This is a genomic window from Nonomuraea sp. NPDC003754, from assembly GCF_053605785.1.
In genome coordinates, this window is the sequence record NZ_JBSGJX010000032.1 from 37,978 (window position 1) to 52,004 (window position 14,027).

Annotated in this window: 13 protein-coding genes; 9 read left to right on the forward strand and 4 right to left on the reverse strand. The window is 67.0% G+C overall.

Annotation, left to right across the window (positions count from 1 at the left end):
• Positions 1-47: 47 nt before the first annotated feature.
• The 3 genes from ACWEVS_RS32140 to ACWEVS_RS32150 all read right to left on the reverse strand — a co-directional run bounded on the left by ACWEVS_RS32140 (position 48) and on the right by ACWEVS_RS32150 (position 1,801).
• On the reverse strand, positions 48-323 hold the full coding sequence (locus ACWEVS_RS32140; RefSeq protein ID WP_452554448.1) for a hypothetical protein: 276 nt from the start codon (positions 321-323) through the stop codon (positions 48-50).
• A 108-nt stretch (positions 324-431) separates the two neighbouring features.
• Positions 432-938, reverse strand: coding sequence for a F0F1 ATP synthase subunit B (locus tag ACWEVS_RS32145; RefSeq protein WP_452554449.1), 507 nt, complete (start codon positions 936-938; stop codon positions 432-434).
• Between the two features lie 446 nt (positions 939-1,384).
• Entirely contained in the window at positions 1,385-1,801 is a 417-nt protein-coding gene (locus ACWEVS_RS32150) for a sensor histidine kinase (RefSeq protein WP_452554450.1), read from the reverse strand.
• Positions 1,802-1,960: 159 nt separating this feature from the next.
• Between ACWEVS_RS32150 and ACWEVS_RS32155 the strand changes: the two genes are divergently transcribed.
• From ACWEVS_RS32155 to ACWEVS_RS32170, 4 genes are all read left to right on the forward strand, one after another.
• A complete protein-coding gene (locus ACWEVS_RS32155) occupies positions 1,961-2,122 on the forward strand; it encodes an RHS repeat domain-containing protein (protein WP_452554451.1) in 162 nt (53 codons plus the stop codon).
• Positions 2,123-2,238: 116 nt separating this feature from the next.
• The gene (locus ACWEVS_RS32160) at positions 2,239-2,787 is read left to right on the forward strand and encodes a hypothetical protein (RefSeq protein WP_449930248.1); all 549 of its coding nucleotides are present in this window, start codon (positions 2,239-2,241) and stop codon (positions 2,785-2,787) included.
• A 634-nt stretch (positions 2,788-3,421) separates the two neighbouring features.
• Positions 3,422-4,096 carry a DUF402 domain-containing protein gene (locus ACWEVS_RS32165; protein WP_452554452.1) on the forward strand — a complete coding sequence of 225 codons (675 nt, stop codon included), beginning with the start codon at positions 3,422-3,424 and terminating at the stop codon, positions 4,094-4,096.
• Between the two features lie 819 nt (positions 4,097-4,915).
• Entirely contained in the window at positions 4,916-6,709 is a 1,794-nt protein-coding gene (locus tag ACWEVS_RS32170; protein WP_452554453.1) for a discoidin domain-containing protein, read from the forward strand.
• Between the two features lie 60 nt (positions 6,710-6,769).
• Here ACWEVS_RS32170 and ACWEVS_RS32175 read toward each other — a convergent pair whose 3' ends face one another.
• Entirely contained in the window at positions 6,770-7,996 is a 1,227-nt protein-coding gene (locus ACWEVS_RS32175; protein ID WP_449930252.1) for an ROK family transcriptional regulator, read from the reverse strand.
• 73 nt (positions 7,997-8,069) lie between these two features.
• Between ACWEVS_RS32175 and ACWEVS_RS32180 the strand changes: the two genes are divergently transcribed.
• Genes ACWEVS_RS32180 through ACWEVS_RS32200 form a run of 5 tightly spaced genes read left to right on the forward strand, consistent with a single transcriptional unit; the run spans position 8,070 to position 13,877 of the window.
• On the forward strand, positions 8,070-9,314 hold the full coding sequence (locus tag ACWEVS_RS32180) for a Gfo/Idh/MocA family protein (protein WP_452554454.1): 1,245 nt from the start codon (positions 8,070-8,072) through the stop codon (positions 9,312-9,314).
• Positions 9,311-10,915 carry a beta-N-acetylhexosaminidase gene (locus tag ACWEVS_RS32185; protein WP_452554455.1) on the forward strand — a complete coding sequence of 535 codons (1,605 nt, stop codon included), beginning with the start codon at positions 9,311-9,313 and terminating at the stop codon, positions 10,913-10,915. Before ACWEVS_RS32180 ends, ACWEVS_RS32185 begins: the two co-directional genes overlap by 4 nt.
• Positions 10,916-10,942: 27 nt before the next feature.
• A complete protein-coding gene (locus tag ACWEVS_RS32190) occupies positions 10,943-12,187 on the forward strand; it encodes an ABC transporter substrate-binding protein (protein WP_452417729.1) in 1,245 nt (414 codons plus the stop codon).
• A gap of 3 nt (positions 12,188-12,190) precedes the next feature.
• Entirely contained in the window at positions 12,191-13,069 is an 879-nt protein-coding gene (locus ACWEVS_RS32195) for a carbohydrate ABC transporter permease (protein WP_449930257.1), read from the forward strand.
• Positions 13,062-13,877, forward strand: coding sequence for a carbohydrate ABC transporter permease (locus ACWEVS_RS32200; protein WP_449930258.1), 816 nt, complete (start codon positions 13,062-13,064; stop codon positions 13,875-13,877). The genes ACWEVS_RS32195 and ACWEVS_RS32200 overlap by 8 nt, the downstream gene beginning before the upstream one ends.
• Positions 13,878-14,027 lie beyond the last annotated feature (150 nt).

Here is a 14,027-nt window from a genome sequence, read left to right on the forward strand (position 1 = left end):
ATGAGAGGCGCCGGAAGGGTCTGTCCCGAGCCCCGTCCGGCGCCGCCTCACGCCTTGGGCACCACGAAATCGGTGGCGCCCAGGCCGCCGCCGTTGATCTGCTGGGTCAGGTTGCCGGCCGGGTCGTACTCGGCCGGCTCCACCACGTCCGCCGGCGTGGCCGAGCCGTTCAGCTTGGCGCCGTCGGCGATCCTCTGCCGGAGCCGGTTGTCCATCCAGTAGGCGTAGGCGGTCTTGCGGCCCATCGCATCCACGGTGGAGGTAGCCGCGGGATCGAGCACCACGTCAGCGGCGGGCTGCGGGTCGGCCGGACCGCCGTCCACCCCTTCAGCGTGCGGGCGATGGGTTCGCCGCGCTTGCTGTCGCCCTGCTCGATGAAGGTGCCGCGCGGATCGGTCTGCCGCGCGTTTGCCAACGGTCGGACCGTTGCCTCACGAGGCCGTTCGGTTCTCCAGCTCGTCCAGGAATCGCGCCACGATGCCGGTATGCCGCACGTCCTCCTCCAATGGCTCGCCAATGATGCGGCCCGCCAGGTCGGTCGACAGACGGCCGATCTCCGTACGGAGTTGGGCGAACGCCGCCTGTCTGTCGGCCTCGATCTGGGCGTGCGCCGTCCCAATGAGGTGGCGAGCCTCGGCCTGCGCCTGCGCGCGGAGCTCAGCCCTGATCTGCGCGCCCTGCTCGCGGGCCTCCTCCCGCAGCAGCGCCGCGTCGCGCCGGGCCTCTTCCAGCTGCTTGCGGTATTGCCGCTCGAGCTTCCGGGCCTCGGCTTGGGCCTCCTCTGCCCGCATGATTCCGCCGTCGATCGCGTCAGCCCGCTCGGCCAGCGTCTTCTGTAAGCGCGGTACAAGCAGTTTACCGAGGACGAACAGAGTAACGAGGAACATGACGAGTCCGATAACGGGCTCGTAGAAGTTGTCCGGAGAGAGGGGGTTCACGAATGGACCTTTCGTCAGCGTGGTTGTCAGAGGACCCATAGGCAGCGAACTGCCGACGTACATCGACATCACGAACTAAACAAATATCCCGAAGGCGGTGAAGACAGCGTTACGATCACGCCGATTACATCCGTGCTGGAGCCGACAGGTATCCACACTGCTCGCTTCGAACAGCACACCCCCGGAGAAGTTCGGGCGAAGAGACAACGAGTGAAGGGGTTGGCCCACAGCCGCTCAATATTTGGCAGTAACGCGTCAGAGGTTGGCGGGTACCGGTTCCGTAACCCCGGACCCCGGTACAGGACGGGTGGAAGGACTCGCGGCCAAGTCGAGTGCCACTGGAGTACTAGACGTCCCAGACATTCTCGATCAAGATCAAGAGGTGCGGCTGGGTCGCGAACAAGACGAGCCTACAAGCGCTCATACACGTAGTAAACATGATAGATCTACCAGCGCGTACGTGGTACTGCGCCGCTGATCGTGGTACCGCCGCCCGGCGTGCCATTGATGCCGAAGGATCCGCCAACCGATTTCATCGCGGCCCGCATCACAGCGATCCCCGGACCAGGACGAAGCTTCTCGAACCCATACCCGTCGTCGCTGATCGTCAGCCTCAAGCCGGATGGACTGACCGTGATGACGACAGAGACGGTGCGAGACTGACTGTGCTTTTCGATATTGGACAAGGCCTCGGCGATGCAGGCGGAGATCGCCGCCATTACACGGATCGGTACGATCTCATCCGGGAGCGCCCATATCTCTACGTTGACTCCACTATCCCTGGACCATTGCGCCAAGTACCGAGAAAGAGACTCCCGGGAGAGTATTTCATCAGCCGGCCTCACCTTGGCCCGCTCGGCCATCAACCATCTCCATAGAGAACTCGACAGGCGTATCGGGTCGCACCTGCGGACCGACGCTCAAGCCCACGTGATCCGGCGTCCTTCTGACCAAGACATGCACATGATCCGGGCCGCGCTTACCGCTGTGCGCCGGCGCTGCTGCTGTTGCCCGCCATGCAGGTGGAACGCACAGGCGGCACCGCCGTCAGCGAGACGCCGGCCTCCAAGCTGGGCTCCAACACCTTCGGCCGGCGTACTGAGCAGATCGACGCCGAAGGCCGTACCACCACGACGACCTACGACCGGGCCGGGCGCCTCGCCAAGCAGACCTTCCCGACCTAGAGAGCCCCCGCTATCCCTCGTACAGGGAGGCGGCGGGGGCTCCATTGCACAAGCACCAAGATCCCGATTCGATCACGCGGCACGACCGTCCCAGACGAACGCGATGCAATGACATCATGAAGACCCGTAGCAGGTCAGCCAAGACCGCCCGCAAGTACCGGTATGCAATAGCCGTCGTCGCTTTCGTTGCACTTGTGATCGCCGTCGCAGAGCCTATGCCCGCGCTATGGCCCCGCAACTTCGGCGAGCTTCTCAGCACCGCCTTACGCTACGCAACCATGATCGCAGTCCTACTCGTGTTTTGGTGGGTCAACTGGGTCGATGAGCGGAAAACCAAGGAAGCTGCAGAGGACCCCGGAGAACGGCTGCGCCGCCGCATCGAGGCCGTCAACTCGGCCTTCGCAGAAGCGGCCGCACTGATGGAAGACCTCCAGCGCGATCTCGACGTCCAGCAAGCGATCCGCGACACACTCCTCGCTGACGCCGAGCACCAGCGGAAGCTCCTCGAACTCAACAAGGAGGAAGCCGAGAAGATTCGCCACATTCTCGTTGGCGAGACCGAAGCCACCATCCGCGCTGAACGACGCCAACAATGGATCTACATCGGCATCGGCGCCCTCGTCTCCATCCCCATCGGCGTCGCTATCAACCTGCTCGTCCCATGACGCAAAAACCAGCGGCAGCGGCGAGAAACGCAGATCGGCGAACGCCTCGTAGGAGTACTGGACAACCGTCTCGCTACTGGGCTCTTACTGTGCGGGTAGAGACGGCGGACTCCCACGAATCACAACTCTCAGTAATGAGCGGTGGAGCCCCCACGCCCACCCACGCCTTCCTGGTCGGCGCCCTCGTCGCCATCACCGCACCCAACGCCACGCCGGCATCCGCCGCACCTCAGACGCCGACCTACGCCCGCCCGCTCCTGGCCGATGCCGTCGCCACTCTCCCCAGGGGCACCGAATCGCGCGCGGGCTACCAGCGCAGCAGCTTCAGGCACTGGATCGACGCCGATCGTGACGGTTGCTCTACCAGGGTGGAGGTCCTCATCGAGGAAGCCTCGATGCCTCTCTCCAGATCGGCGATGGCTGCAGAACTGTCAGGCGGCCGCTGGTACTCCTACTACGACGATCAAGTCGTCACCGATCCCAGCGGGCTCGACGTCGACCACCTCGTATCTGCGCCTGCCACAGGAGGGCCGTTGACGAGGGTGCATCCTCCGTCGACGGCCGTGTTTTCGTTCGCAGCAGCGACATCAACACGAGATCGACTGGCTTGCGCGGGATCATGCAAGATCGAGCCATGGAGACCGACGCCCATAGACGCTTCGATGCCGGGGCGACAGCCGTGCGCCGCCACATCTGGAAGGGGAAGGTCTGGACAGCGGTCCCGTACCGTGTTCTCCAAGACACCGAGAAGTATCTGATGGTGGCCGGATGGCCAGGGCTTCGCGGCCTGGCGTCCACCACGTGGATCGACTCCACCCTGAACGGCGGCAGCCAGCGGGAACGAACGATCCGCGAGCTCGCCTCGGGCAGGTGGGAACTGGGATGGTGGACCTGGCAAGGCACCGCGGTGCGCAGCTGGTATGGCATCGACACCTATTTCACCGTCCGCCAGTTCTTCGACTCCGATCATCAACCGCTCGCCTGGTATGTCGACTTCGACATGCCGAAACAACGCACTCACCTGGGCGTAGACACCTTCGACCTCATGCTGGACCTCATTGTCGAACCTGATCTTTCTCAGTACAGATGGAAGGATGAAGACGAATATGAGCACGGCAGGCGGCTGGGGCTGATAGACGATCAAGTTCACCGTCGCGTTGCCGAAGCCCGTCTGGAGGTCATGGGGCTGATCGAGACTCGGCAAGGACCGTTCGCACACGAGTGGGCGCCACTTCGATATGAGGCGTGGCCGGCACCGACATTGCCCGAGGACGTCCAGGAGATCGTCACGAAATCCACTGCCCGCTAAGCGATCCCCAGGTGCCCATGGCACCCCTACTCGGCTTGCCGAAGGCCACGAGGGCGATCATGTCGGCTCGTATCGGTCGAGGCGTCGCCGCAGCTCAAGGTTTTCGCCCTGGGCCACGTCCAACGCTCTGCGCAACTCCGCCACCTCGTTCCGTCGAGCGCGCCGCTCCTCTTCAAGCTTGCGCGTGAGAACCCGCACGGCAGATGAGGCCGAGGAGCCGGGCTCGTCATCCGTGGCCGCATGGCGCGGTGAGCTGCGGAGTTTGCGGTGCCAGGCCAGCAGGGTGGCTGGGAATGTCGGGAAGCTCATTGGCTGCGGGATGCCACTCCCACAGCAGGTCTTTATTGCACAGTCTGTAAATATTCACCTTGGAGACCTTGCGGCGTAGCGGCGACGCCGGGATGATCCCGGTAGAGGCCCTTCACTGGGGACAACTTCCTCTGGAGTCTGTCAATAATGTGCTGCCACGTGCCGACCACCTGTGACGACACGCAGAGGTCACGTCACCTGAGCCTGCCCGGCGCCGTCTCCCACCCTGTGCGAGGTACAACCGGAATACCGTGTCCGAGCAGACGCGCAGCGTGCGCTCGTTATCGGGCCGTTGAACATGCCCTGAGGGCGAGACCACGAACTCTTCTTCGAAGCTGACCCAGGAGCGGCGAGCCGCACGCTTCGGTCGCCGTCGGCCGGCGCCCCCACACTGCCGCCCCGGCCCTGACTCGTGCCTTGCCGCCGCCGCGGCCTCTCACCTGGCAGCACTTCTCGTACACCCGCGACCGACCCCCTTGATCCCCAAGAAATCTCGCAGAAGGAATGCCCATGCGCTTCTTAGTCCCTCCGCTCGCCGTCGCCGTGGCCTTGACCGGACTGCTCGCCGCCACGAACACCACCGCGGCCTCCGCCGACCGCGGAAGCAAGCCGAGCTACCGGTTGGACTGCGACGGCAACGGCCCCGGCAGCACCTGCACAGTGGTCGCCACCGGCAAGGCCCGACCTCACCGCGTCGAGGAGTTCGTCACCACCGTCAGGAGCGGCGACCAGGTATGGGCGCGAGACACCTTGTACACGCGTGACGGGCAGGTGCGCAGCCGCCCCTTCGTGCTCCCCGACAAGGATGTGACGGTCGACGTCTCCCTCACCTCCCTGCCGGAGAAGCACGTGGGAACACCGCTCCGGCTGATGTCATGGAACCTCTTCGTCGGCGGCACCTACAACCGCCAGGAGAACACCGGCGAGAACCTCGCCCAGATGATCGACTACATGAACGAGGTCAACCCCGACATTCTTTTCGTGGTCGAGGGGTACGGCTCCGGCCAGAAGATCCTCGACGGGCTGAACGCCGGACGGGCGGAGGGCGACCGATTCGCCGGCGTGCAGCTCACCACGCCCGAGGACTACAGCGTCAACGGCGACAACCTGTGGCTCTACACCAAGCTCGACATCCAGAAGGTGTACCCGCGCTACGCCGACGCGGACATCAGTTCATTCAACCTGGGCGGCGCCCGGCTCGGCCTGCCCAACGGTAAGCATGTCCACGCCTTCAGCCTGTGGACCTGGCACGACGGCTGGGCCTACGGCGACACCCACGACGCGGCGGTGCAGAACACCCACGGCCTGCCCCGCACCAAGACCAACGAACAGATCCTGGAGGGCGACAACCTTCGCCGGGTCGCCATGGGCAAGGCCATCCTCGAGAAGGCGATCCCGTCCTTCATCGGCGACGACGATGCCCCGGTGCTCATGGGCGGCGACCTCAACGCGCAGTCGCACCTGGACTGGAGCGAGCAGTTCGCCGACGCCCCCGGCCACGGCGGCGTGGTCCTGCCCTGGCCGTACACCAAGCTGTACACCGACCACGGCTTCATGGATACCTTCCGCTACGCCAACCCCGACGCCGGACGCTACCCCGGCCGCACGTGGAGCCCTTACCACGGCATGGGCGCCATTCCAGGCCGCATCGACTACGTCTTCGCCCGCGGCGAGGACGTCCGCATCCTGGGGTCTCGCGCCGACATCGATCGCCTGCCCCGCCACCGGCAGAGCTGGCTCAACCAGCCCTACCCCTTCTACTCCGACCACGGCTCGGTCATCACCGACATCCTGATCCGCGGCAAGGGGACCGGACCCGACCGGGAGCCCGTCACCGAGGAGCCCGGCAAGGGACGCCACATCTGGCCGGCCGAGCCCGCCGGTCGCCGCATCCCGCCCGCCGAGCTCAAGGCCACCGCCAGCACCTTCAAGCCCGGCGTCGGCGACCCGCGCAATGCCATCGACGGCAAGCTGACCACCGACTTCCACTCCGACTACCCCGCGGTCCCGCCGCAGCCGCACACCATCACCGTCGACCTCGGCCGCGTCAGGGAGCTGTCGGCCGTACGGTTCCAGCCCAAGCTGCGCACGAACATGAACGGCACCATCCTCAAGGGCATGGTGCAGGTCAGCGACGACGGCATCACGTTCAGGGACGTCACACCCGTCGAGTGGCCCCGCATGACCGCGCCCAACGATGTCAGCCTCCAGGGGCTCTCGGCCCGGTACATCAGGCTGCGCTCCGACTACGGCATCGGCGGAGCCTCCGCCCTGGCCGAGATCATCCCCTACGAGAAGGCCTGACAACGACGGCCGGCCGAGCCAGGTGAACCCGGCTCGGCCGGCCTTCAAAAGGAGGGGGCGTCAAGAGATGCGCTGTGGAGCAGCGGGGTCGAGGATGGCCCCTTCCAGTGAGAAGAGCCGCTCGTCCACATCGTCCAGCGCCAGACAGGCTCCGCCCAGGGCGACGCATTCCTCACCGAGCGTCGACGGCCGGATGCCGGGAACGCGCAGGCAGTGGGGTTCGAGGGCCCGGTTGAGCGCGGGAAGCAGCACGTCGGCCGAGCGGGAGAAGCCACCGCCCAGAACGACCAGTTCAGGATCCAGGGTCAGCACCATGGCGGCGGTGCCGAGGGCGAGGTGGTGGGCGTAGGTATCGACGGCGGCCTGGGCTTCGGGGTCTCCGGCGCGGGCGGCGTCGAAGACGAGCCGGGCAGCCTCCTCAGGTGATGCGCCGGCGGCCGCGCGACAGACCTCCAGGTGGCCGGCCATGGTGCGCCACCCGGTGACCTCCATGAGGCCCACCTCGCCGGTGGCCCCGCTGAACCCGTGGTGAAGCCGTCCGTTGAGGATGAGCGCGGCACCGGGCCGGCGGCCGACGTGCAGGTAGACAAGGTCCTGAACGCCTGCCGCGACGCCGAGCCGCTGCTCGGCGAGAGCGGCTAGCTTGCTGTCGTTCTCGATGGTGATCGGGCAGGTCAGGCGCTGCCCGAGATGGCCGGCCAGATCGACTCCGGCCCAGTCGGGAAGATCGTGGACCCGGGTGACCAGCCCTTCCCGGTTGACGACGCCGGTGCTTCCTGCGGTGGCGCCCCACAGGTCGGAGGCTTCCCGGCCGGCGGCGACGAGTGCTGCGTCGACGGCTCTCCACACAGCCTCCAGCCGCTCATGCCGGGCGGTGTGCCGGTCGACGGCGACCCGGCCGCTGGCGATGGTCCGGCCCGCGAGGTCGGTGACCACGGCCAGGACCTTGTGGACTCCTATGTCGATGCCGAGCACGTGCCCGACGTCGGTGCGGAAGCGGTAGCGCTTGGCGGGCCGGCCCAAGGTGCCCGGTGCGGGTTCTACCTCGGCGATCCAGCCACGTTGCTGGAGCTCGGCGACGACGTCCCCCACGGAGGCTCGCGACAGCCCGGTCCGCGCGACCAGCTCTGTGAGCGTCAACGGCGCGCGCGCCTCACGCAGGGCGCGGAGGCTGTTCAGGGTGTTCTGCTGACGCAGCCGCTGAAGGTCTCCACCACTGACCTGCACGGGCGTGCTCCTCACTATCAACAGTGTCTGAATTATGTCGCGCTGGTCTACCTGGATCATCCGGCACCGGGGTCTTGACCGCAAGGCGAGATCCGTGAATATCTATGGAGCCTGTAATAAAGGGGGTCTTCGAATGACTTTGACCATAGCCGTCGTCGGGGCGGGCGCGCGCGGCCAGATCTACGCCAGGGCGGCGGCTGCCGACGGTCGGGCACGCATCGTGGCTGTGGCCGATCCCGACCCGGTGAGGCGGGCCGCGCTGGCCACCGAGCACGACGTGCCGGAGCAGTCCCGCTTCACGGGATGGGCTGACCTGGCCGCCGTGCCGAAGCTGGCGGACGCTGTGGTCATCGCGACGCAGGACCGGTTACACGTCGAGCCGGCGGTCGCCTTCGCCGAGCTGGGCTATGCGATCTTGCTGGAGAAGCCGCTGGCCCCCACCGAAGCGGAGGCCCGCCGCATCGTCGAGGCGGTCGAGCGCAGCGGCGTCGTCTTCGCGATCTGCCACGTGCTCCGCTACACCGCCTACACAAAAGCGTTCAAGGAGCTCCTGGGCAGCGGCAGGCTGGGCTCGATCTCCAGCGTCCAGCACCTGGAGCCGGTGGGCTGGTGGCACATGGCCCACTCCTTCGTGCGGGGCGCCTGGCGCAATGCGGCCGAATCAGGGCCGATGCTGCTGACCAAGTCCTGTCACGACATCGACTGGCTGCTCCATCTCGTCGGCGACGAACCGGTCGCCGTGTCGTCCTTCGGCTCGCTGACCCACTTCCGGCCGGAGAACCGGCCGGAGGGTGCGGACACGCGGTGCGTGAGCTGCCCTGTCGAGCCGACCTGCCCTTACTCGGCCACACGCCTCTATCTGGGCTGTCTCGGCGATCCGGCCCGGGAGTTCTGGCCGCTCGGCGCCGTCACCTCCGACGCCAGTACGGCAGGCGTCATGCGCGCGCTGGAGACCGGTCCCTACGGCCGCTGCGTCTACGACTGCGACAACGACGTGGTGGACCAGCAGGTCGTCACGCTGGAGTTCGCGCGGGGCGCGACCGCGTCGTTGACGATGACGGCGTTCACACCGCTGGAGCACCGCAAGACGCGGGTTTTCGGCACCCACGGCTTCGCCGAGGGGGATGGGCGCCACATCAGGATCGTCGACTTCGCGACCGGCGCCGAGGAAACCCTTGACACCGGGACGAACGCGGGGGCATCGCTTGCCGATGGCCATGGCGGTGGCGATGCGGGCCTCGTCAGGGCGTTCATCGACGCCGTGGCCGCCGGAGACCAGGCGCCGCTCGGCGCCGACCCGGCCGAAGCTCTGGCCGGGCACCTCGTCGTCTGGGCCGCCGAACGCGCCCGCGAGACCCGGACGGTGCAGGCACTGTGACCCTGATCCCGGCGCCTTCGCGCTGCGCACTCGGACAAGGGCTGTTCACCTTCACCGCCGCGACGCCGTTGACCGCCGACCCGGTGCTGGCCGGTGCCGCGACGTGGCTCCGCCAGGCGCTCACCTCGGCCACCGGCCTGCCACTGCTCGAAGGGCCCGGCGGGGTCGAGATCCGCCACGCCGTGGGCCTCGGGCCCGAGGAATATCGGCTCACCGCCACGACGGAGTCCGTGCTGATCGAGGCCTCGGCCCAGGCCGGTGCCTTCTACGGGGCGCAGACTCTTCGCCAGCTGCTCGACCCGGCCGCGTTCCGCGCCGGCCGTACCGGAGACAGAACCTGGAGCATCCCCGCGATCGAGATCGCCGACGCCCCCAGGTACGGCTGGCGCGGCTGCCTCATCGACGTCGCGCGGCACTTCCTGCCCAAGAACGACCTGCTGCGGTACATCGACCTGCTGGCCGCGCACAAGCTCAACGTCCTCCATCTGCACCTGACGGACGACCAGGGCTGGCGGCTGGAGATCAGGAAGTACCCGAAGCTCACGGAGATCGGCGCCTGGCGGCGCGAGTCCCCGCTGGGCGCCAAGCGGCATCGCCTGTTCGACGGGCGCCCGCACGGCGGCTTCTACAGCCAGGACGACATCAGGGAGATCGTCTCCTACGCCGCCGACCGCTCCGTCATGGTCGTCCCGGAGATCGACCTTCCCGGCCACACTCAGGCTGCCATCGCCGCTTACCCCGAGCTCGGCAACCTCGACCTCCCCCTGGAGGTGCGCACCGAGTGGGGCGTCGGCGAGAACGTGCTCAACGTCTCCGACGACACGATCGCCTTCTTCACCGATGTCCTCGACGAGGTCCTCGAGCTCTTCCCCGGCGAGTACGTCTGCGTCGGCGGCGACGAGACTCCCAAGACCCAGTGGAACGAGAGCCTCCCCGCCAAGGAGCGCATCCGCGAACTCGGCCTGCGCGATGCCGATGAGCTGCAGACCTGGCTCATGCGGCACTTCACCGACTACCTGCTGGCCCGCGGGCGCAAGCCGCTCGGCTGGGACGAGCTCCTGGAGGGCGGCCTGCCCCCGGGCGTCACCGTCGGGGCCTGGCGCGGCGACAGGTGTGCTGCGATGGCCGCGCGGGCCGGCCACGACGTGGTCGTCTCCCCGTTCGCCGAGACGTACCTGGATTTCCGCCAGGCGGAGGGCGACCAGGAACCGGTGCCGATCGGCAGCGTGACCTCCCTGCGCGCCGTCCACGCTTTCGACCCGGTCCCCCACGGCCTCACCGGGGAGGAGCGGAGCAGGATCCTCGGCGCGCAAGCGGCGCTGTGGACCGAGCACATCGACTCGCCCCGCCTCCTCGACTACATGGCCTTCCCGCGACTGGCCGCCTTCGCGGAGGCGATGTGGAGCGACGAGCGTGACTTCGAGGACTTTCGTGTACGGCTCGCCGTACACGAAAAGCGGCTCGACGCCCTGGGCGTGGAATATCGCCCGGCCACCGGTCCGCACCCCTGGCAACAACGCCCTGATGCCCCCGGCCACCCCCGGACCAGGGCCGAGATCGAGCGCGAGCTCGCCGACTGGACCTCCAGCCTGCGGCCCTGAACACCCCCCAACCATCTGGAGACAGCCATGCGTTTCCGTCTACCCCTCGTCTGCCTCACCGGCCTGGCCGTCATGACTGCCGGCTGCGGCTCGTCCAGCGAGCCGGAAGCCTCAGGAAAGGCCACGATCAGCTACGCCATCTGGGACAAGAACGACCAGACGAGCGCGGAGAAGATCATCGCAGCCTTCCAGCAGGCCAACCCGAACGTCACAGTGAAGCTCGAGATCACCCCGTGGGACCAGTACTGGACCAAGCTCCAGACGGCCGCCTCCGGCGGCGCCGCACCCGACGTGTTCTGGATGAACAGCCTCAACGTCCGCATGTACGCCAAGGGCGGGATCATCACCCCGCTCGAGGAGTCGAAGGCCCAGGGCCTTCCCCCGGCGGTCGTCGACGGCTACCGCTATGACGGCAAACTGTACGGCCTGCCGCACAACGTGAGCATCCCGGCACTCTGGTACGACAAGAAGCTCTTCGACGACGCCGGAGTGGCCTACCCCACCGCCGACTGGACCTGGGACGATGTCAAGGCCGCCGCCAAGAAGCTGACCGACCCGTCCAAGAAGCAGTTCGGCATCCTCGCCCACATGTGGGACCAGGGCGCCTTCTACCCCACCATGCTTCAGGCAGGCGGCCACGTGCTGTCGGAGGACGGCAAGAAGAGCGGCTTCGACGATCCCGCCTCGATCCAGGGCCTGGAGTACTGGACCGGCATGATCAAGGACCAGGTCGCCCCTGTCGCCGAGGTCTACGCCGACACCGACCCCATCACGCTCTTCCAGTCCGGCAAGTACGGCATGCTCTACGGTGGCGTCTGGTTCGCCTCCACCTTCTGGGCCAACCCCGAGATCCGCGAGCGGATCGACGTGGCCCCGCTGCCCAAGGGTCCGGCCAAGGACGCCGTCATCCTGCTGGGCCTTGCCAACGCCGTCTCGGCCAGGAGCGAGCATCCGAAAGAGTCGGCGGCCTTCGCCGAGTTCGTCGTCTCCGAGCAGGCTCAGAAGATCCTCAGCGACAGCGGCGGCGGCGCCCTCTCGCTCCGCGACGGCACGCAGGAGGGCTGGTTCAAGGCCTTCCCCACCTTCCATCTGAAGGAGACCTACGACGCTTCGATGCCGAACGGCGTGCCGTACCCGGTGTCGTTGAACACCGCGCAGTGGCAGGACGTGCAGAACAGGCTGCTCGCCGAGGCCTGGGCAGGCAAGCGGCCGGTGGCCGACGTCGCCAAGGAGATCGCGACGCAGATGAACGAGATCCTGGCCAAGGAGTAACCGATGCACTCCAAGCGCGAGTGGGCGTGGGGATACCTCCTCATCGCCCCGATGGCGCTGGGTCTGGCCGTCTTCTACCTGTGGCCCATCGTTCAGACCCTGTATCTCAGCATGACCGAGTCGGGCGTCTTCGGCGGCTACACCTGGGTGGGGACGGCCAACTTCGCCGAACTGTTCACCGACGAGGAGATGTACGGCGCGCTCGGCAACACCTTGCTCTACTCGGTGTTGGTACTGGCGGGCGTGCCGCTGTCCATCGTCGTCGCCGCGCTGCTGAACGTGCCGGGGCTGCGCGGGCTGAGCCTCTACCGGACCCTCTACTTCCTGCCCGTGGTCACGATGCCCGCCGCGGTGGGCTTGACCTGGAGGTACCTGTTCAACGGCGACTTAGGGGCGATCAACCACGTCCTGGGCACGGTGGGGATCGACGGGCCGTACTGGCTCGGCGACCCCGACTTCGCGATCTACGCCATCGCGGTCGTCGGGATCTGGAGCTCGGTCGGCTACAACGCCGTGTTGTTCCTGGCCGGGCTGCAGGGCATCCCGCGTCACTACTACGAGGCCGCCGAGATCGACGGGGCCGGGCGGCTGCGGCAGTTCGTCCGCATCACGCTGCCGTTGCTCACGCCCACCACGTTCTTCGTCGTGGTCATAACGATGATCAACGCGCTGCAGGTCTTCGACCTCGTCTATCTCATGATCGACCTGAAGAGCCCGGCCCTGGAGGGCAGTCGCACGATCGTCTACCTCTTCTACGAGACGGGCTTCGTGCAGAACCAGCGCGGGCTCGCCGCGGCGATCGCCGTCATCCTGCTCGGGCTGGTCCTGATGCTGACCGCGTTCCAGTTCAGGCTACAGAAGAAGTGGGTGCACTATGAGTAGGCCCAGGACCTGGCCGGCGCACTTGTTCCTGGCCGCCGGCGCGCTGGTCATGCTCGCGCCGTTCGCCTGGCAGCTCGTGGTCTCGCTGCAGACCCTGCCGGACTCGCTACGGGTGCCGCCGAAGTTCACGCCCTCCTGGCAGTGGTCGAACTTCGCCGATGTGTTCCGGTCGGTGCCGCTGGCCAGGCAGTTCCTCAACACGGTCGTGGTCACCGCCGCCGTCACCGCCGGGCAACTGCTGCTGTGCTCGCTGGCCGCGTTCGCCTTCGCCCGGCTCCGCTTCCCAGGCAGGGGCGCGCTGTTCCTGCTCTTCCTGGCCGTCCTGATGGTGCCCGGGGAACTGTTCCTCATCCCGCGCTACGAGATCATGATGGAGCTCGGCTGGCTGAACTCTCTGCAGGCGCTGATAGCGCCGGGCGTGTTCGGAGCGTTCGGCACCTTCATGCTCCGGCAGTTCTTCCTGTCGTTGCCCAGGGAACTGGACGAGGCGGCCTCGATCGACGGGGCGAACCCGCTGCAGATCTACTGGCACATCCTGCTCCCTCTGGTCAGACCCGGCCTGCTGGCGCTCGGCATGCTGACTGTCATGTGGTCGTGGAGCAGCCTGCTCTGGCCGCTGGTGGTCAACACCGATCCGGAGATGATGACGCTCTCGGCCGGCCTCGCCTCGCTGCGCGGTCAGTACCTGACCAACTTCCCCATCCTGTTCGCCGGGTCGGTCGTGGCCTCACTGCCCGTGATCGCTCTCTTCGTCGTCATGCAACGCCAGCTCATCGCCGGCATCGCCTTCACCGGCTCGAAGGGCTGATGTCATCAACCGGTCGGATCGCGGCCGGACCGGTGGTCGGCGTCGGCGTCGGCTTCCGTCGGTGCCGCGGACGCCCTCGACCCATACCTGGACGGCCCGCGTTGGACTGGCCCGGCTTTCGCACGATCACGCGCGGCGCCAGCCGGCCGT

Coding starts and splice junctions, on each gene's coding strand:
- ACWEVS_RS32150 (WP_452554450.1), bottom strand. CDS start 1,801: ATGGCCGAGCGGGCCAAGGTGAGGCCGGCTGATGAAATACTCTCCCGG.
- ACWEVS_RS32160 (WP_449930248.1), top strand. CDS start 2,239: ATGAAGACCCGTAGCAGGTCAGCCAAGACCGCCCGCAAGTACCGGTAT.
- ACWEVS_RS32165 (WP_452554452.1), top strand. CDS start 3,422: ATGGAGACCGACGCCCATAGACGCTTCGATGCCGGGGCGACAGCCGTG.
- ACWEVS_RS32170 (WP_452554453.1), top strand. CDS start 4,916: ATGCGCTTCTTAGTCCCTCCGCTCGCCGTCGCCGTGGCCTTGACCGGA.
- ACWEVS_RS32175 (WP_449930252.1), bottom strand. CDS start 7,996: ATGATCCAGGTAGACCAGCGCGACATAATTCAGACACTGTTGATAGTG.
- ACWEVS_RS32180 (WP_452554454.1), top strand. CDS start 8,070: ATGACTTTGACCATAGCCGTCGTCGGGGCGGGCGCGCGCGGCCAGATC.
- ACWEVS_RS32190 (WP_452417729.1), top strand. CDS start 10,943: ATGCGTTTCCGTCTACCCCTCGTCTGCCTCACCGGCCTGGCCGTCATG.
- ACWEVS_RS32195 (WP_449930257.1), top strand. CDS start 12,191: ATGCACTCCAAGCGCGAGTGGGCGTGGGGATACCTCCTCATCGCCCCG.
- ACWEVS_RS32200 (WP_449930258.1), top strand. CDS start 13,062: ATGAGTAGGCCCAGGACCTGGCCGGCGCACTTGTTCCTGGCCGCCGGC.